The sequence below is a fragment of the Nonomuraea roseola genome, from assembly GCF_039535395.1.
GTDB lineage: Bacteria > Actinomycetota > Actinomycetes > Streptosporangiales > Streptosporangiaceae > Nonomuraea > Nonomuraea roseola.
Genome location: NZ_BAAAXC010000015.1, coordinates 4163440 through 4184882 on the forward strand (window position 1 = coordinate 4163440; position 21443 = coordinate 4184882).

The following is a 21443-nucleotide window of genomic DNA, read 5'->3' on the forward strand; positions in this document are numbered from 1 at the left end:
ACCGTGAAATACATGTTGATGATCTACACGAACGCCGCCGCGTCGCAGGCCATCTCCAAGGACTTCGACCGGGTCGTCGCGCAGGTGGACGAGCTCATCGCCGAGCTCACCGCGAACGGCGAGTGGGTCGGCGGCGAGGCTCTGGCCGATCCCTCGGGGTCGAGGACGATCAGGATGACCAACGGCGTCCCCGCGGTGACGGACGGCCCGTTCCTTGAGTCGAAGGAGTACCTGGCGGGCTACTGCATCATCGACTGCGCGACGCCGGAGCGGGCGGCCGAGATCGCCAAGCGCTGGCCTGACGCCTGTTACGGCGGCGCGCTCGAACTGCGCCCGGTCGTCGGGGAATGAGCGAGGAACTGCTGAGGGAGCTCGCTCCCCGGGTGCTCGGCGTGCTCGTCAGGCGCTACGGGCAGTTCGACGCCTGCGAGGACGCGGTACAGGAGGCGCTGCTCGCCGCCGCGACGCAGTGGCCGAAGGAGGGCGTGCCGGACAACCCGAAGGGCTGGCTGGTCACGGTCGCCTCGCGCCGGATGATCGACGAGATCCGCAGCGAGGAGGCGCGGCGCCGCAGGGAGTCGGAGCACGCGCTGGAGGAGCCGCCCGCCGTCCCCGACCAGGACGACACGCTCACGCTGCTGTTCCTGTGCTGCCATCCCTCGCTGACGCCCGCCTCCCAGATCGCGCTGACGCTGCGCGCGGTCGGCGGACTGACCACTGCGGAGATCGCGGGAGCGTTCCTGGTGCCCGAGCCGACGATGGCGCAGCGCATCAGCAGGGCCAAGGCGACGATCAAGAAGGCGGGCGCCACCTTCGAGCTGACGCCCAACAGGCTCGACGTGGTCCTGCACGTGCTCTACCTGATCTTCAACGAGGGTTACACCGCCACCTCGGGCCCCGACCTGCAGCGCGCCGATCTGACCAGCGAGGCGATCAGGCTGACCAGGACGGTGCGCAGGCTGCTGCCCGACGACGGCGAGGTCGCGGGGCTGCTGGCGCTCATGCTGCTGACCGACGCCCGCCGTACGGCGCGCACGGGGCCGGGCGGCTCGCTGGTGCCGCTGGCCGAGCAGGACAGGAGCCTGTGGGACAAGGACCTCATCGCCGAAGGAGTGGAGTTGGTGACGGGGGCGCTGTCGGCGGGGCCGCTGGGGGCCTACCAGCTCCAGGCGGCGATCGCGGCGGTGCACTCGGAGGAGGGCGAGACCGACTGGCCGCAGATCCTGGCCCTCTACGAGCTGCTGGCGCGCATCGCGCCAGGACCCATGGTGACGCTGAACCAGGCCGTGGCCGTGGCGATGGTGCACGGGCCCCTGGAGGGTCTGGCGCTGCTCGGCACGCTCGAGGCCGAGCTGGCCGAGCACCATCGGCTGCATGCCGTACGGGCTCATCTGCTGGAGATGGCGGGCAGGCACGAGGAGGCAGGCGCGGCCTACCTCAGGGCTGCCGAGCTGACCAGCAGCCTGCCCGAGCGGCGCTACCTGGAGGAAAGGGGGAGACCCCGGTCCTAGTGGACCGGGGTCTCGGGTCGGGCCGTCGGATCAGGAGGGCTGGTTGCCGCTCCAGCGGTTGGCGGCCACCTTGTAGACCTTGTAGGTGTCGCCGTTGAAGTACGGCGAGGAGATGCGGTCGTAGCGGTCATTGCCGTCGGTGTCCCACGCGACGCTGTTGACGCCGATCAGGTAGCCGGTGCGGCTGGAGTTCTTGTAGTTGTACAGGAACGGTCCACCGCTGGCGCCCGCGGTGAAGGCGCACCTGAATCCGATGTGCTCCTCGATGCGGAACTTCGGCGCGGGCGGCATGGCGGCCGTCGTGCCGTAGCACCACTTCATGGTCTTGCCGGTGTACGGCTTGTCGCCGTCAGGGTGATCGCCGGCCGGGTAGCCGAAGGAGAAGACGGTGGCCTTGGTGCTGCGGTTCCAGGTGAAGCCCTGGCCGCCGACGTTGTCGCCGAGCCTGCCGACGTTCTTCTTCTTGGCGTGCCAGTTGCCCTTGTCGTCCTTCTCCCACACCGGCTTGGTGCCGTTGTAGACGTTGACGAAGGCGTAGTCGTAGTCGTAGTCCTCCTTGACCACGAAGTCGTCGTGGGCGTTGAAGGTCTTGGCGGCGTACATGCCGTAGGGGGCCTTGCCGTCCCACTTGTTGTTGCCGTCCCAGTACGACGGGATGAAGACCCAGTTGTCGTAGAAGACGTTGTGCTTGACGTCGTAGACGCAGTGGGCGGACGTGGCGACCACGTTGCGGTACTTGCCCTGGACCGAGGTGCCTGAGCAGTACTTCCAGCTCTTCCTGTCGTTCTGGTTGGCGCCGGGCAGCGTGAAGAAGATGCGGCCGACCGTGTTGGGCAGGTTGACCTGCTTGGTCTTGATGGCCTTGGCCTTCTCCGCGCCGATCGGCGGGACCGATCCGGGCGGGCCGTCAGGGGCCGAGGCGCTGCCCTTGGCTCCCTTGACGTCCATGGCCAGGTCGTCGTTGATGTCGGTGGCCGCGCGGATCTTGTCCGGCGTCCAGAACGCGATGGCGTTGGCTGCTGAGGTTTCCGCGTTCTTCGAGACGACATCGCCAGGGGCCGCGGCCTGGGCCGCGGTGGCGCTGATCAGACCCGCGGCCATTCCGAAGGCCGCGACGCCGACCGTGAGGCGCCTTGCTCGGGAAAACATAGTGCTCCTTCCGGTTCTCGGCGGCCCAGAGCGGGGAACTGTGCCCCGGTGGGCCAGGAAAACGTTGAGGACGCTACTGAATAGCCCGAGTCGGAAACCAGGAAACGACGTGAAAAAGTCTGGCCCGGTTCCATTCCGTTATTGAAATAACCAATCCGCATGTATTCAAGAAAGGTATCCGCGCAGGTCGCGGTGGGAATCAAATAACCACCGCAACACCATTAACAGCGGTCTCTCCCTTTACATACCGAACATTGCTCTGGTTATATCGCGTCATGGATCCACGCACCCCCTGCCTCGTCGGAGCCGCTCAGCTCACCGTCCGCGACCAGCCGGGCCCCGAGCCGCTGTCCCTCTGGGAGACGGTGGCGAGGCAGGCGCTGTCGGAGGCGCGGCTGCCCGCCGCGCGGCTCGACTCCGTCCAGATCGTCTACACCGACTCCTGGCAGTACGACGACCCGATCGGACGGCTGGTGGAGAGACTGGGCGCCGCCCCTCGCCACCGGACCTACTCCAGAGTCGGCGGCACAGCCCCGCAGCAGCTCATCGGGGCGGCGGCGGGCAGGATCGCGGCGGGACAGATGGAGGCGGCGCTGGTCGTGGGCGCCGAGGCGCTGGCGACCAGGCGGGCCTTCAGGAGGGAGGGCGAGCGCGTCGCGTGGAGCCATCCCGCCGACCCCAAGCCGCCCTACGGCTGGGAACGGGAGCCCGACCCCGCCGCCCTGGCGCACGAGCTCTTCCTGCCCGTGCACACCTACGCGATCATGGAGACCGCCCTGCGGCTCGGGATCGCCGAGGAGCGGGCTTCCAGGGGGGAGCTGTTCGCCCCCTTCACCGAGGTCGCGGCGGTCAACCCCCATGCCTGGCACCGGGCGGCGCACACCCCGTCGGAGCTGGTGACACCAGGGCCGGACAACCGCCTCGTCGGCTGGCCGTACACCAAGAAGACGGTGGCGGTCATGGAGGTGGACCAGGCGGCGGCGCTGGCGCTGGTCTCCAGCGGGCTCGCCGACCGGCTCGGCGTCCCCCTCGACCGGAGGATCTACCTGCGCGGCTGGGCCTACGCCGAGGACACGTGGGAGGTGGCGGCCAGGCCCTCGCTCGGCTCCTCCGCGGCTCTCGGCGCGGCGGCCTCCACCGCGTTCGAGCGGGCGGGCCTCGGTCTCGACGACATGGCGGCCATGGACGTCTACAGCTGTTTCGCCGTCGCCGTCAGGATGGCCTGCGACGCGCTGGGGCTGGACCCGCTGGACCGGCGTGGGCTCACCGTCACGGGCGGCCTGCCGTACGCGGGCGGTCCGGCCAGCGGGTACGTGCTGCACTCGACGGCGACGATGGCGGGACTGCTGAGGGACGGCGGGCACGGGCTGGTCAGCGGGGTGGGCATGCACCTGACCAAGCACACCTACGCGGTGTGGTCCAGCGAGCCCGGCGGCACGCTCGGCGACGGCCGACCCGTCCACACCGCCGAGCCCGTGCCGATCGTCTCCTCCTGCGCGGGGCGGGCCACGGTGGCCGGATACACCGTCGCCCACGAGCGCGACGGCTCGCCCTCGAAGGGTCTGCTCGTGGTGGACCTGCCCGAAGGCGGGCGCACCCACGCGTGGGTGCTGAGGCCGGAGCTGATGGCCGACGCGATGGAGAGGGGTCTGGTCGGGGAGCGGGTGATGCTCACCACCGACGGCAAGGTCAACGTCGCGGTCTGGTGACGCACGGTTGTGAACTTGTGACCTGTGAGAGCCCCGCGGGTATTGCATGGGCGAGGGCCCGGCAACTGAATTGAGGTGTGCACGACGTCATAGAGGCAGGCACCCCCCACCGCAGGCGCTGGATCGGCATCGCGGTCCTCGTCGGCGTGCTCGCCGTCCCCGCCGCGGGCCTGCTGATCAGCAGGAACCCCGACGAACCGCCGGGCCCCGCGCGGCCGGACATGGCGTTGCCAGGCACCCCGCGCCCCTCGACCTACCAGTACGAGAGCACCCCCAACGTCCTGCGCGCCGAGGCCAGGAAGGAGGGCGAGGAGGAGGCCATCGACGTGGTCTTCCCCGACGGGACGGAGGCCGAGGTGCGCTATCCCGCGCGGCTGCAACTGGGCAGGAAGGGCTCCAGGCCCACGCAGGGGGTGTGGAGCGAGGGCCCGGCCCTGAGGTTCCGCAAGCTCTACGTGCCGCTGGGCGGCCAGCCGCTGAACGGCAGGCGGATCAGGGGCCTGACCTCCAACGTGTCGCTGTGGACCTTCCCGAGCGGGCAGTTGCTGATCTACGAGTTCGGCGACTGGCGCATCGCGCTGCTCGACAGGCCCGACCCGCTCACCTTCGAGCAGCGCATGGAGTGGGCGCGTGCGCTCAAGGGCAGGGTGACGCCCGGCGGCTACCTGGTGCTGTCGGCGAGCAAGCCCGTGCACCTGTCCGGGCCAGGCGACCGGCTGGGCGGCGAACCGGCGGGGCCTGGCCTGCTGTTCGGCGGCGGGCTCAGTCAGATGGTCTCGCTGGTGCTGACGAAGAACTGCCCACGCAACGGCGGCATTCCTCCCGAGGTCCGGCAGAACGGCAGGGGAGCCGACGGCACGTGCAAGGGCGACGTCTTCGTCTCCGCCTCGGGAGAGGTGCCCTTCGTGAAGTCGGCGTTGAAGGGGATCAAGGTCAAGCTCAAGCAGTAAGGTGCGGCCATGTTCGCCGTAACCGCTACACAGACCGATCCCGACAACCCGCTCGCAGGGCTGACGCTGGGTGAGCACCCGGAGCCCGAGGCGCCCGACGGCTGGACCACGGTGTCCGTGAAGGCGGCCGCGCTCAACCACCACGACCTCTGGACGCTCAAGGGCGTCGGCATCCGCCAGGACCGGCTGCCCATCGTGCTCGGCTGCGACGCGGCCGGCGTCGACGAGGAGGGCAACGAGGTCATCGTCCACTCCGTGATCGGCGCCGGCGCCGACGAGACGCTCGACCCGAAGCGGTCGCTGTTGTCGGAGGTGCACGACGGCACCTTCGCCGAGCGGGTCGCGGTGCCGCGCCGCAACCTGGTCCCCAAGCCCGCCGCGCTGACGTTCGAGGAGGCGGCGTGTCTGCCCACGGCGTGGCTGACCGCCTATCGGATGCTGTTCGACAAGGCGGGTCTCGAGCCTGGCTCGACCGTCCTGGTCCAGGGCGCGGGCGGCGGCGTCGCGACGGCGGTGATTGCGCTCGGCAGGGCGGCGGGGTTCAGGGTGTGGGCCACGTCGAGGTCGCAGGACAAGCGCGACAGGGCGCTCGAACTCGGCGCCGATCAGGTCTTCGAGCCGGGGGCCAGGCTGCCCGAGCGGGTCGACGCGGTGATGGAGACGGTCGGCCAGGCCACGTGGGACCACTCGCTGAAGTCGCTGCGCCCCGGCGGGCGGATCGTCGTGTCGGGCGCGACCAGCGGCGCGGTGCCCCCCGCCGACCTGAACAGGGTCTTCTTCCTGCAGCTCTCGATCGTCGGCTCGACGATGGGCACCCGCGACCAGCTCGGGCGCCTGGCGGTCTTCCTCGAGCAGACCGGGGTCAGGCCGCTCATCGACAGGACGATGCCCATGACGCAGGCGCGCGACGGGTTCGCCGCCATGCACGAGGGCGAGCTGTTCGGCAAGGTGGTCTTCACCCGCTGAATAAGTGTTGGGTTACTTCGCGCCCTCCCGGGTGATACAAAGAGAAGGAAGATGTATCACTCGGGAGGTCATGACCCATGGAAGCGTTCCGTCCGGGCACGATTCACTGGGACACCGCAGGCGAGTACCGCAACCTGCTCGTGGCCGGCAGCGCGCTGGTCCTGCAGACGATGCATCCCGCCGTCGGCGCGGCCGTCGCCGAGCACTCCACCTACAAGCAGGACCCGTGGGGGCGGCTCAACCGCACCCTCGCCTCCGTCCAGAAGTGGGTGTACGGCGGAGCCGAGGGCATCGAGGAGGGGCGCCGCCTGCGGGAGATCCACGCCCCGATCAGCGGCACCGACGAGCAGGGCCGCTCATACCACGCGCTGAACGGCGAGGCCTACGCGTGGGTGCACCTGACTCTGTTCGAGCGCTACATCACCCTGCACCGCTACTTCGGCACGCCCTACTCCGCAGAGCAGGAGCGCGCGCTCTACGCCGAGTCGCAGCAGCTGGGGCGGATCCTGCGGGTGCCGGAGCGGGAGGTGCCGCCCACGATCGAGGAGTTCTGGCCCTACTTCGACCAGATGATCGCCAGGCGGCTCGAGCCCCATCCGGCCGCGCTCGAGGTGCTGGCCACCATGCGCGGCACGCCCGCCCCTCCCATGGTGCCCAGGGTGCTGCGCAGGCTCTGGGCCCCTGTCGGGATGGGGTCGGGGGAGTTCAACCACTTCGTCACCGTCGGGACGCTGCCGCCCGCCGTACGGGAGGTGCTGGGGTTGTCGTGGTCGGCGCGGGACGAGCGGCGGCTGCGCAGGCTCGGGCGGGCGGTGGCGGCGCTCACCCCGCACCTGCCCGAGCGGGCGCGCTACCTGCCGGTCGCCTACCGGGCCAGGCGGGCCGCGCGTCGGCGGGAGCTGTCACCCGCGCAGTGAGTCGCGGATCCTGGCGGTCGCCTCGTCGAGCGCGGCGCGGCACTGCTCGAGCGTCTCGCGGGTGAGGCGGCTGTCGGAGGCCTGCTCGCGGACCGTGGCGACGAAGTCGGCCAGCAGCTCGCCCAGCTCCGCGTCGAGCTCGGCGCGGTTGTCGGTGGCCCCGCCCAGATCGCTCCAGACCTCGCTCCAGACGCTGCGCCACTGCCTGCTCAGGCGCTCGCCCTCGTCCTGCCAGTGCGCGGCGTGGTCCATCCACTGCCGCTTCTGCTGGTCCTTCAGCCGCTTGAGATCGGCGGCCTGCTGCTCGCGGCTGTTGCGCTTGACGTCCCTGGCCATCGCCGTCAGCTCCTCGCGCAGCGACTTGACCGTCTCGCGGACGTCCTCCTTGACCTCACGGGCGATGTCGCGGACGGAGTCGGTGATCTCCTGCTCCAGGTCGGCCAGCTCGTCGAGGCGGGAGTTGAGCTCGTCGCGGCCCTTGTCGGTGATCGAGAAGACCTTCTTGCCGTCGACGACCTCGTGCGTGACCAGGCCCTCCTCCTCCAGGCGGGCCAGTCGAGGGTAGATCGTGCCGGGCGAGGGGGAGTAGACGCCCAGGAAGCGGTCCTGGAGCAGCCTGATCACCTCGTAGCCGTGGCGCGGGCTCTCCTCCAGGAGCTTGAGCAGATACAGCCGAAGCCTGCCGTGGCCGAAGACCGGGCTCATTCCTTCTCCCCCTTGAGCAGCGTGACGTCGGCCGAGACGGTGTTGGCCGTGAGAGAGGCCATTCCACCACCCAGCCGTCCCGACAGCGACTTGACCGCTGGACGGCCGCGTGGGCGCAGCTCGTCGAAGGCCGAGTCGAGGCGGCCCGAGGTCGAGCGGATCGTGACGTCGCTCTCCGCGTCGTGCGGCAGGCGGACCAGGATGTCGCCGGAGACGCTGGACAGCGTGACGTGCCCGGTGGGGCGCAGTGCCAGGTCGGCGGTGATCCTGCCGGAGATCGTGCCGGCTCTCAGTCGCCTCGGGACGCCTCCGGCGACGGCCAGGTCGCCCGACACGCTCTTGAACGCCAGGTCGCCCTCCATCGCGCGGCTCTCGACGTCGCCGGAGACGGTCTCGGCGTTGACGTCGCCGCTCACGCCGTCCAGGACGATCTCGCCGGAGACGCTGCGGACGTTGGTGCGCCGCTCGAAGCCTGCGACCACGGCCGAGGCGGAGACGACGCCGACGCTGAGGCTGCAGTCCTTGGGGACGGTGATCGTCAGGGCGCTGGAGCGCTTGCCCGACCGCTTGAGCCAGCCGAGCAGGCCGTCCCAGGTGAGGTCCTTGTAGGCGATCGTGAGCGTGCCGTCGTCGTCATGGGTGACGATGAGCGGGGAGGAGTCGATCTCGGTGACCTCAAGAGTCGGCGGACCCTCGCTGGCCAGGACGGCCAGCTTGCCCGCGACGATGCGCACGTTGAGCGCGCTCACGGCGTCGAACGTGAGCTGCTGGGGCCGCTCGATCGTCCACTGCGACATGGTTCCGTCCTTCGTTCCCGACGCGTCCGACACAAGACACGATATGTCGCGTTGTCGGAAATCTCAAGATGTATCGTGTCTCACTCCTCGTCGTCGGAGTCGTGACGGGCCAGCCAGGTCGCCAGCCGCTCGATCGGGATCTCGAACTCGGGGTTGAGGTCCACGAACTCGCGCAGCCGCTCACCGAGCCACAGGAGGCTGACCTCCTCCTCCCCGCGCCGCTCGACGAGCTCCTCGATCCCCCTGTCGGTGAAGTACATCTCTCTCCTGTTCCCTCGCGCCGATGCCGCTGCGTCACTCTAGTGCGCCGCACGTCGTGAACCTCGGGCGGGCGAGCCGGTGGGTACAGGCGTGCGGGATGTCCGCAGCGGAAGATTCTTCGTTCCGCGGCCCCGAGAGCGCCGCCGAGCCGACCGGCGCTCGTGTCAGGCGTCCGCTATCGAGCCTACGCCCGCGCCGACCCGTGGAGATCACCGGACGGCCGGTCGAGCCCGAGGACGCCAGGGAACGCGGAACGCCCCGGCCCGCAGGGGACCGGGGCGTTCGTGGCTGTGTCAGCCGAACAGCGCGTGCTGGATCTCCTCCAGCTCCCTGTCGTGAGCGGCGTGCGAGCCGGTCGCGGGAGAGCTGTTGGGTGTGCGGGAGACCCTGCGCAGGCGGCGGCCGCCGAACATGTCGGGGTTCTCCGCCAGCTTCAGCGTGAGGTACGGCCACGGGCCCATGTTGACCGGCTCGTCCTGCGCCCAGACCAGCTCCGCCGTGGAGCCGTAGCGGGCGAGCTCGGCGTTGAGCTCGTCCTCGGGGAACGGGTAGAGCCGCTCGAGACGGACGACCGCGGTGTTCTCCGCCGCCGGAGACTTCTCGCGGGCCGCGACCAGGTCGTAGTAGACCTTGCCCGAGCACAGCACGACCTTGGTGACCTTGCCAGGGTCGACCGTGGTGTCGCCGATGACCGGCTGGAAGGTGCCCGAGGTGAACTCGGCCGCCTTCGACGTGGCCTTCTTGTGCCGCAGCAGCGACTTCGGCGTGAAGACCACCAGCGGCTTGTGCCTGCCCGACTGAACCTGCCAGCGCAGCAGGTGGAAGTAGTTGGCAGGGGTCGTCGGCTGGACGACGGTCATGTTGTCGAGCGCGCAGACCTGCAGGAAGCGCTCGATACGGGCCGAGGAGTGGTCGGGGCCCTGACCCTCGTAGCCGTGCGGCAGCAGCAGCACGACGCCGGACTTCTGGCCCCACTTCTGCTCACCGGACGAGATGAACTCGTCGATGATCGTCTGTGCGCCGTTGACGAAGTCGCCGAACTGGGCCTCCCACGCCACCAGCGCGTCGGGCCTGACCACGCTGTAGCCGTACTCGAAGCCCAGCGCCGCGTACTCGCTCAGCAGCGAGTCGTAGACGTAGAACTTCGTGGTGCCCTGGTTGAAGGCCTTGAGCGGCGTGTGGTCCTCACCGGTGAGCCTGTCGACCAGCACCGCGTGGCGCTGGACGAAGGTGCCTCGGCGGGAGTCCTGACCGACGAGGCGGACAGGGTGACCGTCGATCAGCAGCGAGCCGAAGGCGATGGTCTCGCCCATGCCCCAGTCGATGGCGTCCTGCTCGACCATCTGACCGCGGCGCTGGATGATCGGCGCCAGCCGCGGGTGCGCGGTGAAGCCGTCGGGCAGGTTGAGCTGGGTGTCGACGACGCGCTTGAGCGTCTCGTCGGTGATCGCCGTCGGCGTGTCGGCGTGCGACCACTTGACCACCTCGGTGGCGGGCACCTGCAGCTCGCCGGAGTCGGCGGGGCGCTTGGCCGCCTCGCGGACCTCGGTGAAGGCCTGCTCCAGCTTGGCCTGGTAGTCGCGCAGCGCCGACTCGGCCTCCTCGACCGTGATGTCGCCGCGGCCGATCAGGGCCTCGGTGTAGAGCTTCCTGGTCGAACGCTTGGCGTCGATGATGTCGTACATCAGCGGCTGCGTGTAGGCCGGGTTGTCGCCCTCGTTGTGGCCGCGACGGCGGTAGCAGACCATGTCGATGACGACGTCCTTGCGGAAGGTCTGGCGGTACTCGTAGGCCAGCCTGCCGACGCGGACGACGGCCTCGGGGTCGTCGCCGTTGACGTGGAAGATCGGCGCCTGGATCATCCGCGCCACGTCGGTCGCGTAGACCGAGCTCCTGGAGGAGGCGGGCGAGGTGGTGAAGCCGACCTGGTTGTTGACCACGATGTGCACGGTGCCGCCGGTGCGGTAGCCGCGCAGCTGCGACAGGTTGAGCGTCTCGGCCACCACGCCCTGGCCCGCGAAGGCCGCGTCGCCGTGGACGAGCACGGGCAGGACCGAGAAGCCCTCCTCGCCGCGCTCCAGCAGGTCCTGCTTGGCGCGCACGACGCCTTCGAGGACCGGGTCGACCGCCTCGAGGTGCGAGGGGTTGGCGACCACGGAGGAGACGATGGTCTTGCCCGTCGGCGCGGTGAAGGTGCCGGTGGCGCCCAGGTGGTACTTCACGTCACCGGAGCCGTGCGCCGTGCGCGGGTCGATGTTGCCCTCGAACTCGCCGAAGATCTGGCCGTAGGACTTGCCCACGATGTTGGCCAGCACGTTGAGCCTGCCACGGTGGGCCATGCCGATGACGACCTCGTCGAGGTTCTCGCCGGCGGCCTCGCTGATGACCGAGTCGAGCAGCGGGATGAGGGACTCGCCACCCTCGAGGGAGAACCTCTTCTGGCCGACGAACTTCGTCTGCAGGAAGGTCTCGAACGCCTCCGCCGTGTTGAGGCGCGCGAGGACGTGCAGCTGCTCCTCGCGGTCGGGCTTGGCGTGCGCCTTCTCCACCCGCTCCTGGATCCAGGCCCGCTCCTCGGGGTTCTGGATGTGCATGTACTCGATGCCCACCGTGCGGCAGTAGGAGTCGCGCAGCACGCCCAGGATCTCGCGCAGCTTCATCAGGGGGCGGCCGCCGAAACCGCCGGTGGCGAACTCGCGCTCCAGGTCCCACAGCGTGAGGCCGTGCGACTGGATGTCGAGGTCGGGGTGCTTGCGCTGCTTGTACTCCAGCGGGTCGGTCTCGGCCATGAGGTGGCCGCGGACGCGGTAGGCGTGGATCAGCTCGATCACGCGAGCGGACTTGGCCACGTCGTCGTCGTGGGAGGCCGAGACGTCCTGGGTCCAGCGAACCGGCTCGTAGGGGATCCTCAGCGCCTCGAAGATCTCGTCGTAGAAGCCGTCCTCGCCCAGCAACAGCCGGTGGATCGTGCGCAGGAAGTCGCCCGACTGGGCGCCCTGGATGATCCGGTGGTCGTAGGTGCTGGTGAGCGTCATGACCTTGGAGACGGCCAGGCGCGAGAGCGTGTCGGGCGAGGCGCCCTGGTACTCGGCCGGGTACTCCATCGCGCCGACGCCGATGATCGTGCCCTGCCCGGGCATGAGACGCGGCACGGAGTGGACCGTGCCGATCGTGCCCGGGTTGGTCAGCGAGATCGTGGTGCCGGAGAAGTCGTCGACGCCGAGCTTGCCGGAGCGGGCCTTGCGGACGATCTCCTCGTAGGCCATCCAGAACTGCCGGAAGTCCATGCCTTCGGCGGCCTTGATGGAGGGCACGAGGAGCTGGCGCTCGCCGCTGCTCTTCTGCACGTCGATCGCCAGGCCGAAGCCGATGTGCTCGGGCTTGACCAGCGTCGGCTTGCCCTCGACCTCGGTGTAGGAGTAGTTCATCTCCGGCATGGCCTTCAGCGCCTTGACGATCGCGTAGCCGATCAGGTGCGTGAAGGAGACCTTGCCGCCACGACCGCGCGCGAGGTGATTGTTGATCACGATGCGGTTGTCGATGAGCAGCTTGGCGGGGATGGCCCTGACGCTGGTGGCGGTGGGCACGGTGAGCGAGGAATCCATGTTGGCCGCCGTGCGCGCTGCGGCGCCGCGCAGCTTGACCTCTTCGGCGCCTGCGGGCACGGGGGTGGAGACCTTGGGCTTCTCGGTTGCGGTGGTAGTCACGGCGGCCTTCGGAGCGGTGGGGGCGGGCGCGGTCGCTGTGCCGTTCGCCGCCTCCCTGGCCGGGGTTCGGCCCGGTCCATAGTCAGGGTTGTAGTCAGCGAAGAAGTTCCACCAGGCCTTGTCCACAGACTCGGGATCCTGGAGGTATTTCTGGTACAGCTCGTCGACAAGCCACTCGTTCTGACCGAAGCTTGCCAGCGGGTTTGTCCGCGACGACTCAGACGACACGGCGGAAATCGCCCTCTTCCGCAGATCGGCGTTGATGATAGAGAACCTGTCCAAGGCTACTCGCCCAGACCGGCAACGTGCGCCCGTGAGGCCAGGCCACTTCGTCTGATCCTCTCAGGACTGTCCAAAGTGGTCACGCCTCCCTAGTCAATCCTGGGGGTGCAGTCATTGTTACCATTCGGTATCAACACTTCGGCGGGGGTTTTACGTCCCGCTAACAATGAGTCTCGTCACGATGCGCACCTCAGGAGTGATCTCCGACAGCAGTTCGGCCAGCTCCTCGCCGGCCACCTTGAGCTCGTCGAGCGAGAACGGCTCGAGGCGCTCCAGGAGGAAGAGCGCGTCCGTGGTCTCCTCCGTGATCCTGGTGCGCGCCACCTGACGCCAGTTCCACCTGCGGCAGGTGACGCCGAGGTCGTCGCGCCAGACGACCTCGCCTGGCTCGGGCACGCCGAGCGCCTCCTCCGACGGCTCGTCGCCCACGGCCCGCACCAGGCGCGCGGGGCCCTGGTAGCGGGCGAGGTCCTCGCCGCCGATGGGCAGCACGTGCTTCACGCTGATGGCGTTGTAGGCGTCGACGACCTGGTTGATCTCGGGAAGCGGCAGCCTGCGCGAGAGCGCGTCCACCGAGGGCCTGGTGCGTGACGGCTTCGTGCCGAACGCCCGGTAGGCCTCCCTCCACGACTCGAGCTTCTCGTGGTCGTTCGGCACCGGCCTCGCCTCGGCCAGCCAGCCGCGTGACCTGTCGTCGGTGGGGCCGTTGCGCAGCCCGTGCGCGGTGATGGCGAGGACGGCGAAGTCGGGCCGCAGCGCGGTGACCGAGGGGTCAACGGTGATGTCGTCAAGCATGTGACCAGCGTAGGACCAACGCGCGGGCCCCGGAGGAGGCAGGGCCCGCGCCGCTTCATGGCCTCAGGCGCAACGGGCGCCGTCGAGCAGGAACACCTCGGGGGAGGCGCCCTTCGCCCTGTCGCTCAGGAACCCGAACACCACCGACCTGCCCGGTCTGACGGCCGGGCCGCGGGCCGTCACGACGGGACCTGACTGCGAGAGCTCCGCTCCCCAGTCACGTGCCACGCGCCGGCCGTCGGGGAACCACCAGCGCAGGCTCCAGTCCTCGATGGGCTTCTTTCCCGTGTTGGTCAGCCTGATCTGCCCTGCGGGCCCGTGCGCGGCGTACGACACCGTGCACGAGGCCCGCTTCCCCCTGTCGGCGAGGAACGAGGCGATCCAGGCCAGCGGGGAGTTCCAGTTGATGGTCAGCTCGTTGGTCGACCACGACTCGATGTCGTCGATGTAGCAGAACTGCGGCGCGCAGCCCTTCAGCAGTCGCTGGGCGACGGGGTCCTGGATGGCGGAGTTGGGGCCGCCGGACAGCGTCCCCCTGGGCGGGTTCGGCAGCGAGGCGTCGAGCTGGCGGGCGTACCAGCGGCTGTGCTGGTTCTTGGCGGCGACCTCGCCGTAGCCGGTGACGTACGACTGGTTGAGCGCGTTGCGGCCCAGGACGTAGTCCATGCCCTCGCGCACACCCGCTCTGTACTTCTCCTTTCCGCTGAGGTCGTGGGCGACGGCCATGACGACCATGTTGTTGAGGATCAGATTGTTGGAGCCCCAGTCGTAGTCGGGCGGTCCGTACGGCACGCCGTACGGGTGCGACCTGAGCGTGGCGAGGTAGGAGTCGGCCCCCTGGAGCACCGACGCGCGCACCCGGGCGCGGTCGGGCAGCGCGTTCGGCACCGCCGCCAGCTGCAGGCGGCCGAGCTGGGCGGTGTGGCCCCAGTCGAAGCCGCGCTCGAGCCAGACATCGCCCCTGTGATGCGGCGAGGCCATGACGAAGTCGGCGAACGGCTTGTCTCCCGTCGTGATGAACAGCTCGGCGGCGGCCCAGTAGAACTCGTCCGAGACGTCCTTGTCGTCGTACGGTCCGCCGCCGACGTTGTCGGCTGGATCGGCGAGGACGGCGGGGTTGGCCATGGCAGCCGCCCACGCCTTGCGCGCGGCGGTCATGGCGCGGGCGGCGAAGGCCGCGTCGTAGGGGGCGAAGATCCGTGCGGCCTGCGCGGCGGTGGCGGCCAGGTTGAGCGTGGCGGCCGTGGACGGCGGGTGCAGGGTGCGCTGCTGCGGGTCGAGATGGGGCAGCAGGGGCAGGCCGGTCCAGGCGACGTCGTGGATCTTGTGATGCGCCATCCCCGCCTGGTGCCTGCCGTCGGGCACCTGCATGGACAGCAGGAACTCCAGCTCCCACCTGGCCTCGTCGAGGATGTCGGGCACCCCGTTCCCGCTCTCCGGGATGGTGAGCTGGCCGTCGGAGAAGGCGGTCTTGTCCCTTTCGTAGGCCGACATGAGCTGGTGGACCGAGATGCCGCCGTTGACGACGTACTTGCCGTGGTCGCCGGCGTCGTACCAGCCGCCGCGCACGTCAAGGGTGTAGGCGTCGCCGTAGGGGACCTGGGTGTCGCCCTTGTTGGGCGCGACGTCCAGGTGGCCCGCCGGCCTGCCGTAGCCGGGCCGCAGGTCGTCGCGGATCTCGATGCCGCTGCGCTGGGTGTAGTAGAACTTCAGCGCGTCCACGCGGAGCTCGTCGTAGAGGTCGTCGCCGATGTCGAAGGGGCGGCTGGTCTCGCCGTCGGCGGTCAGGGTGTAGCCCTGGCCTGGCCTGGCGTAGGAGCCGAAGTCGATGGAGTGGACGTTCTGGCCCGAGCTGGCGTCCAGGCCGCGCGGCCTGCTGGAGCCCTCGGCCACCGTGTCGCCCTCTGCGTTCCTGAGCTGCCAGGCCAAGGGCGTGGTCAGGTCGGTGACCACGGTGGCGTTCTTCGGGCCCTTCGTGAGGTATCCGACCATGTTGACGCGAACCCTGGGCCCTGTGTCGGGCTCGTGGACGTCGGGGTCGGCGCCGCCCTTGAGTGACACGTCGTCCAAGCAGAACCTCCATGGGTCGGCGCTGCCCCCGAGCTGGAAGGCCACCTGGGCGTTCGGCAGGCTCACGGGCGCGGTGAAGGTGTGGTGGTGGGCCCCTGGCTCGGGTCCGAGTTCGGGGGAGGCCGACAGGTACTGCGTCCAGGGGTCGACGGGGAGCTGGATCAGCGCCCTCGCGACCCTGGCGGGACCGGCCGAGGCGGAGTACCTGTAGGCGTAGGTCTCGCCTGCGACGAGCGGCACGCCGTCGAGGCCGATGATCACATCCCATGGGTTGGCGGTACCGCCGGGGATGTCGGCGCACAGCCGCCCTTCGGACACCGCGAGGCTGGTGTTGGCCGTGCTCCACCACGGGGCGGTGCCGGTCTCGAAGGTGCCGTTGACGATCTGCTCGGGGCCCTCGTCGGCGTGCGCCGTGGCGGGGGCCAGCGCGATCGCGGTGAGCAGGGATAAGGCCGCGGCCCAATGTCGCATCATCATTCCTCGGGAGAGGGTGGTGGGAGCGCTCCCAGCCTGTCGTTCGCCCGCCGGGCCGTCAACGGGCCATGAAACTTTCACGCGCCTTCGCCGGAAGGCCCTTCCTACAGCCAGCCGTGCTCGCGGGCCAGCCTGAACGCCTCGCCCCTGCTCGAGACGCCGAGCTTGGCGACGGCGGCCGCCAGGTAGTTGCGGACGGTCCCGCCCGACAGGTGGGTACGGCGGGCGATCACCGCCACCGGCGTGTCGGACTCCGCCAGCCGCAGCACCTCGAGCTCGCGCGGCGTCAGCGGGCACTCGGGCGCGGTCAGCGCGTCGGCGGCCAGCGCGGGATCGACGTAGCGCCCACCCGCGTGCACGCGCCTGATCACCTCGGCCAGCGCGCCGCCGGGGGAGCCCTTGGGCAGGAAGCCCTTCGCCCCCGCGTCGAGGGCCCGCTTGAGCAGCGGCGGCTTGCCGTACCCGGTGAGGATGACCACCTTGCACGAAGGCAGCGCGGCGGCCAGCGCGGCGCTGACCTCCAGCCCGTCGAGGGCAGGCATCTCCAGGTCGACCACGGCCACGTCCGGCCTGTGGGCCAGCGCGGTGTCGACGGCTGCTCTGCCGTCGGCGGCCTGGGCGACGACCTCGAGGTCGGGCTCCAGGCCGAGCAGCGCGGCCAGCGCCGTCCTGATGAGCTCCTCGTCGTCGGCGAGCAGCACCTTGATCACAGCGTCACCTCCAGGTGGAACACGTCGCCCTCGACCGAGGTGCGCAGCGCGCCGCCGACCTCGGCCAGGCGTTCACGCAGGCCGTGCAGGCCCGAGCTGTGGCGGTCGGGAACGGCCTGCCCTGCGCCGTCGTTGGTCACGGTCATCCTGGTGCCGGTGATCACGATCTCGCACCAGCCGGCCGTACTGTGCCTGAGGATGTTGGTGGTGGCCTCCCGCAGCACCGTGGCGAGCTGGACGGCGACCTCGCGCGGCAGCTCGCGGTCGGGGCCCGTGACCGTGCAGCGCACACCCGAGGAGCGCAGCACCTGCGCGACGGCGGTGAGCTGGGCGGCCAGGTCGACCTCGCGATAGCCATGGACGGCCGCGCGCAGGTTCGTGAGCGCGTCGGCGGCCACGCGGCGCAGGTCGGCGGCCTCCTGCGCGGCCTTCTCCGGCGCGAGGGAGACCAGCCGTTCGGCCAGCTCGGCCTTGAGCGCGATCACCGAGAGATCGTGGCCCAGGACGTCGTGCACGTCACGCGCGAAGCGCAGCCGCTCCTCCACCGCCGCCAGCCTGGCCTGGGCGGCGCGGCCCTCCTGCGCCTCGATCAGCAGGTTCCACAGCCAGACCTGCAGGCCGCTGATCGTGAGCGTGGACAGCCCGAGGATGACCGTGATCGCGACATACGGGCGGACCTGGTCGCCAGCCCACAGCGCGACGCCCGCGGAGGCGGCGGTGGCCGCCGCCATGACGGTGAGCGCGGGCCACCGCCGTGTGGTCAGCATCGGCGCGGTCGCGACGACCGAGCCGCCGATCCACGCCCAGGTCTGCCAGTCGGGTACGGCCAGCGGCCCCGCCAGCGGGACCGAGGCCACGGTCGCGGCGGCGAAGATCCGGCGCCGGAGACCGGGGTCCACCGCAGGGGTGACCGCCGCGTACAGCACGCCCGCCTGGGCGGCGGCGAACAGGACGATGCCGAGCGCGCCCAGGACGACCAGCAGGGGATCGGGCTCGCGCAGCAGGCCGACGCCGGGCATGACGAGGCTCGTCAGCACGGTCATGCTCAGGGTCGCCAGGGTCGCGAGCCTGGCCCAGCGCAGCACGCGCGCAATTCTAGGCGGGCGCGCTCCGGCCGGTGAGGCCGACAGAATATGGTTCTGGAACAATGGCCAAATGTCGAAGTTTGTGGTGACGGCGGCGAACGAGGCCCAGCGGGCCGCCTGGCTCGGTGGAACGCTCCCCGAGGTCGAGAAGGTCAGGCCGGGCCTGTGGTCCATCCCGGTGCCCATTCCGATCAACCCCCTGCGTTACGTCCTCGTCTACGCCCTCGAACTGCCTGACGGCGTGGCGATCGTCGACGCGGGATGGAACACCGACGAGGCCTACGACGCGCTCGTGGCGGGGCTGGCCGTCGCGGGCTACTCGATCACCGACGTCAAGGCCGTGCTGGTCACCCACATCCACCCCGACCACTACGGCCTCGCAGGGCGGGTCAGGGAGGTCTCGGGCGCGTGGATCGCCCTCCATCCCGCCGACGCCCGCCTGCTGCGCGACCGGTACGACGACGACTACGTCGAGACGCTGGTGGAGCAGGAGAAGGCGCTCCTGGTCAGGTCGGGCGTGCCGCAGACCGTGCTCGACACCCTGGCGGGCGCGTCGATGATGATCAGGCACATGGTGACCATGGCCAGGCCCGACCGGCTGGTCGAGGACGGCGACCGTCTGGACCTGCGGGGCTGGGACCTGCGCGCGGTGTGGACGCCGGGGCACTCGCCAGGGCACCTGTGCTTCCTCTCGGAGTCGCGCAGGGTGCTGTTCTCGGGCGACCACGTGCTCGCCAAGATCACTCCGATGGTGGCCGTGCACCCGCAGTCCACGCCCAACCCGCTGGCCGACTACCTCGAGGCGCTGGTCGCGGTGCGCAAGTTCGAGGTGGACGAGGTGCTGCCCGCGCACGAGTACCGCTTCAAGGAGCTGGCCGAGCGCGTCGACTACGTGATCGGCCACCACGAGGACAGGCTCGAGGAGATCGTCGAGGTGATCGGCGCGCACGACGGCATCACCTGCTGGGACATCGCCACCAGGCTCACCTGGTCGCGGCCGTGGGAGTCGATCCAGCCGTTCATGCGGCGCGCGGCCAACAACGAGACCCTCGCCCACCTGGCCTGGCTGGAGGCCAAGGGGCGGGTGCGCAGGATCCCTGGAGAGGCGGATCTCTGGTATTCCATGTAAAGCTAGTAGGAAAAGTTGACTTTAGAGTGGCGTCTGCGTAGCGTCGGTGACGAGAGGAGAGCGATGAACATCGTCACCGTCGTCGGAAACCCGAGAACCGGATCCAGAACTCTCGCAGCGGCGGTGGCGGCCACGGAGGCCGTCGCCGCGAGACTCGGCCAAGAGTGTCAGAGAGACGTCGTCGACCTGTCCGCCCTCGGGCCCGTCCTCCTCGACACGAAAGCCCACGCCGGCCTGGAAGCGGCGCTGGAGCTGGTGCGAGGGGCCCACCTGGCGGTCATCGCCAGCCCCACCTACAAGGCCACCTACACCGGCCTGCTCAAGGCCTTCCTCGACAGGCTCCCGCCAGGGGCGCTCACGGGCAGGACGGCGCTGCCCGTGCTGGTCATGGGCGATCCCAGGCACGCCCTCGCCGTGGAGGTCCACTTCAGGCCGCTTCTGCTGGAACTCGGCGCCTCCGTGCCGACCCCGGGGCTCGCGCTGCTGGAGTCCGACCTTCCCGGCGGGCAGGCTCTGGCGGCGTGGGCCGACCTCGTCGTCCCGCAGATCCCCCTGGGCGAGGAGGCCCTGCGATGACGATCACGGACGAGACAGGAGTGGACGGCGAGCGCTTCCGCAGTGCGCTGGCCAGACACGCGGCGGGCGTCGTGGTCGTCACCGCCAACTCGCGGGGCATTCCCGTGGGGCTCACCGCGACCTCGTTCTCCTCGGTCAGCCTCGCCCCTCCGCTGGTGTCCTTCTACGTCGCCCAGTCGTCGGCCACCTGGCCGTGGCTGCGGCTGGCCGACAGCTTCGCCGTCAACGTGCTGGCGGGCGACCAGCACGACGTGGCCGGGCGCTTCGCCCGCAAGGACGTCGACCGCTTCGCCGATCCCACCCGCTGGCGGCCAGGCCCCTCGGGGACGCCGCTGCTGGAGGACGTCGCCGCCCACCTGATCTGCGCGCCCCACTCCACGATGGCGATCGGCGACCACATCCTCGTGGTCGGCCTGGTGACCTCCGCCTCCACCACCCGCGCGGCCCCTCTGCTCTACCACCACGGCCGCTACGGCCGCTTCCAGCCCCATCCGTGAGGGCGCGGCGCAGGGGTCAGTGGCGGGTGACGGTGCGACGGCCGGTGGCGACGGGCAGGTCGAGCATGGTGCGGATGCCGGGAGGGGCCGCGCACAGGGCGGGGACGTTGTTGACCGCGCGGGCGGCCGCCGCGGCCAGCCCGTGCGAGACCTCGTCCACGGTCACGGTCATCTGCGGCACGCCCTCGATGTGGATGGCGAAGCCGGGATCGGGCCAGCGCCGCACCCTGGTGGAGTCGGCCTTGTAGACGCACTCGACGGTCATGAAGGGGCGTCCGCGCACCAGTCCTGAGAAGACCCAGCGCGAGGCGCAGACCGTGCCCTCGCGCACCAGCCCGGCCGAGATCTCGAACTCCTCCGTCGCCAGTTCGAACTCGTCGCTCTCCTCCACCTCGTCGAGACGCACGTCGAGGGCGTCGGCCACCAGCTGCACGCTCTCGGCGAAGAGCGAACGCTGGAAGGCCCTGTACGGCCTGATCGCCGCGGTGTAGTCCTTGGCCGAGCGGGTGAATCCGACCAGGTCGACCACGATCTGCCTGGAGGGATGGCCGCGGAAGTCGGACGACTCGCGCACGTAGATGTGGTCGACCCTGCTCGACAGCCCGGTCAGCGCCAGGGGCAGGAAGTCGCTCATGAAGCCGGGGTTGATGCCGGTGCCGTGGAGGGAGCTGCCGCCCTTCTTGCAGGCCTGTTCGAGCCGCTCGACGACGCCGGGGCCGTAGGAGCGCGGGTAGACGAAGCCCGTCGTGGTGATCACGTTCTTGCCCGAGGCGAGCAGCGCGCAGATCGTCTCGACGTCCGAGGTCTGGTCGCGCCCGAAGTAGGAGGCGGGCAGCGGCATGTGCAGCACGCAGTCGGCGTCGAGCGCCATGATCCGCTCGACGTCGTCGGTGCAGCAGACGCCCGCCGGCGGCATGCCGACCAGCTCGCCCGCGTCCATGCCCACCTTGTCGGGGTCGTAGACCAGGACGCCCGCGAGCTCGAACTCCGCTCTGCTGAGCAGGCTGCGCAACGCGTAGCGGCCGACGGCGCCAGTGGCCCACTGGACCACGCGGAGGGGCGGCTGTGTGGGCATGCAGAGCCTCCAGCCCGGATGGTGGGCGGGGCCGTTACAGGGAGGGGTGTCGTCGTTGACCGCCGCCCTAGCGGGGTC

19 protein-coding genes are annotated in these 21443 nt (G+C 70.0%); 9 read left to right on the forward strand and 10 right to left on the reverse strand.

Going from position 1 to position 21443, the window contains the following annotated elements; genetic code table 11:
- Nucleotides 1-12: 12 nt before the first annotated feature.
- A complete protein-coding gene (locus ABFX55_RS43225; protein WP_346131417.1) occupies nucleotides 13-351 on the forward strand; it encodes a YciI family protein in 339 nt (112 codons plus the stop codon).
- Nucleotides 348-1511, forward strand: coding sequence for an RNA polymerase sigma factor (locus ABFX55_RS43230; RefSeq protein WP_346129379.1), 1164 nt, complete (start codon nucleotides 348-350; stop codon nucleotides 1509-1511). Before ABFX55_RS43225 ends, ABFX55_RS43230 begins: the two co-directional genes overlap by 4 nt.
- Before the next feature lie 30 nt (nucleotides 1512-1541).
- Here the strand turns inward: ABFX55_RS43230 and ABFX55_RS43235 are convergent, their stop codons facing one another.
- Nucleotides 1542-2660, reverse strand: a complete 1119-nt coding sequence (locus ABFX55_RS43235) for a trypsin-like serine peptidase (RefSeq protein ID WP_346129380.1) — start codon at nucleotides 2658-2660, stop codon at nucleotides 1542-1544.
- 275 nt (nucleotides 2661-2935) lie between these two features.
- Here ABFX55_RS43235 and ABFX55_RS43240 point away from each other — a divergent pair, with 275 nt between their 5' ends.
- From ABFX55_RS43240 to ABFX55_RS43255, 4 genes are all read left to right on the forward strand, one after another.
- Complete coding sequence (locus tag ABFX55_RS43240; RefSeq protein ID WP_346129381.1) at nucleotides 2936-4369, forward strand: acetyl-CoA synthetase; 1434 nt, start codon at nucleotides 2936-2938, stop codon at nucleotides 4367-4369.
- Nucleotides 4370-4446: 77 nt separating this feature from the next.
- Nucleotides 4447-5319: a hypothetical protein gene (locus ABFX55_RS43245; protein WP_346129383.1), complete on the forward strand. Its 873-nt coding sequence runs from the start codon at nucleotides 4447-4449 to the stop codon at nucleotides 5317-5319.
- Between the two features lie 9 nt (nucleotides 5320-5328).
- Nucleotides 5329-6285: a zinc-binding dehydrogenase gene (locus ABFX55_RS43250; RefSeq protein WP_346129385.1), complete on the forward strand. Its 957-nt coding sequence runs from the start codon at nucleotides 5329-5331 to the stop codon at nucleotides 6283-6285.
- A 77-nt stretch (nucleotides 6286-6362) separates the two neighbouring features.
- Nucleotides 6363-7202: an oxygenase MpaB family protein gene (locus tag ABFX55_RS43255; protein ID WP_346129386.1), complete on the forward strand. Its 840-nt coding sequence runs from the start codon at nucleotides 6363-6365 to the stop codon at nucleotides 7200-7202.
- Here the strand turns inward: ABFX55_RS43255 and ABFX55_RS43260 are convergent.
- From ABFX55_RS43260 to ABFX55_RS43295, 8 genes are all read right to left on the reverse strand, one after another.
- Entirely contained in the window at nucleotides 7188-7907 is a 720-nt protein-coding gene (locus ABFX55_RS43260) for a helix-turn-helix transcriptional regulator (protein WP_346129388.1), read from the reverse strand. The genes ABFX55_RS43255 and ABFX55_RS43260 overlap by 15 nt on opposite strands.
- Complete coding sequence (locus ABFX55_RS43265; protein ID WP_346129390.1) at nucleotides 7904-8704, reverse strand: DUF4097 family beta strand repeat-containing protein; 801 nt, start codon at nucleotides 8702-8704, stop codon at nucleotides 7904-7906. The genes ABFX55_RS43260 and ABFX55_RS43265 overlap by 4 nt, the downstream gene beginning before the upstream one ends.
- Before the next feature lie 80 nt (nucleotides 8705-8784).
- Nucleotides 8785-8964: a DUF6104 family protein gene (locus ABFX55_RS43270; RefSeq protein ID WP_183655950.1), complete on the reverse strand. Its 180-nt coding sequence runs from the start codon at nucleotides 8962-8964 to the stop codon at nucleotides 8785-8787.
- Between the two features lie 294 nt (nucleotides 8965-9258).
- Nucleotides 9259-12900, reverse strand: a complete 3642-nt coding sequence (locus tag ABFX55_RS43275; RefSeq protein WP_346129392.1) for a multifunctional oxoglutarate decarboxylase/oxoglutarate dehydrogenase thiamine pyrophosphate-binding subunit/dihydrolipoyllysine-residue succinyltransferase subunit — start codon at nucleotides 12898-12900, stop codon at nucleotides 9259-9261.
- A gap of 204 nt (nucleotides 12901-13104) precedes the next feature.
- Entirely contained in the window at nucleotides 13105-13749 is a 645-nt protein-coding gene (locus ABFX55_RS43280) for a B3/B4 domain-containing protein (RefSeq protein WP_346129394.1), read from the reverse strand.
- Between the two features lie 63 nt (nucleotides 13750-13812).
- The gene (locus ABFX55_RS43285) at nucleotides 13813-16290 is read right to left on the reverse strand and encodes a glycoside hydrolase family 9 protein (RefSeq protein ID WP_346129396.1); all 2478 of its coding nucleotides are present in this window, start codon (nucleotides 16288-16290) and stop codon (nucleotides 13813-13815) included.
- Between the two features lie 107 nt (nucleotides 16291-16397).
- Nucleotides 16398-17003, reverse strand: coding sequence for a response regulator transcription factor (locus ABFX55_RS43290; protein WP_346129398.1), 606 nt, complete (start codon nucleotides 17001-17003; stop codon nucleotides 16398-16400).
- A complete protein-coding gene (locus ABFX55_RS43295; protein ID WP_346129400.1) occupies nucleotides 17000-18088 on the reverse strand; it encodes a sensor histidine kinase in 1089 nt (362 codons plus the stop codon). The genes ABFX55_RS43290 and ABFX55_RS43295 overlap by 4 nt, the downstream gene beginning before the upstream one ends.
- 70 nt (nucleotides 18089-18158) lie before the next feature.
- Between ABFX55_RS43295 and ABFX55_RS43300 the strand changes: the two genes are divergently transcribed.
- From ABFX55_RS43300 to ABFX55_RS43310, 3 genes are all read left to right on the forward strand, one after another.
- Nucleotides 18159-19217, forward strand: a complete 1059-nt coding sequence (locus tag ABFX55_RS43300; RefSeq protein ID WP_346129401.1) for an MBL fold metallo-hydrolase — start codon at nucleotides 18159-18161, stop codon at nucleotides 19215-19217.
- Between the two features lie 63 nt (nucleotides 19218-19280).
- Nucleotides 19281-19793, forward strand: a complete 513-nt coding sequence (locus ABFX55_RS43305; protein ID WP_346129403.1) for an NADPH-dependent FMN reductase — start codon at nucleotides 19281-19283, stop codon at nucleotides 19791-19793.
- Nucleotides 19790-20290: a flavin reductase family protein gene (locus ABFX55_RS43310; RefSeq protein WP_346129405.1), complete on the forward strand. Its 501-nt coding sequence runs from the start codon at nucleotides 19790-19792 to the stop codon at nucleotides 20288-20290. The genes ABFX55_RS43305 and ABFX55_RS43310 overlap by 4 nt, the downstream gene beginning before the upstream one ends.
- Before the next feature lie 16 nt (nucleotides 20291-20306).
- On the opposite strand, the gene ABFX55_RS43315 is transcribed toward ABFX55_RS43310, so the two are convergent.
- The gene (locus ABFX55_RS43315; protein ID WP_346129407.1) at nucleotides 20307-21365 is read right to left on the reverse strand and encodes an NAD(P)H-dependent amine dehydrogenase family protein; all 1059 of its coding nucleotides are present in this window, start codon (nucleotides 21363-21365) and stop codon (nucleotides 20307-20309) included.
- Nucleotides 21366-21443: the final 78 nt, after the last annotated feature.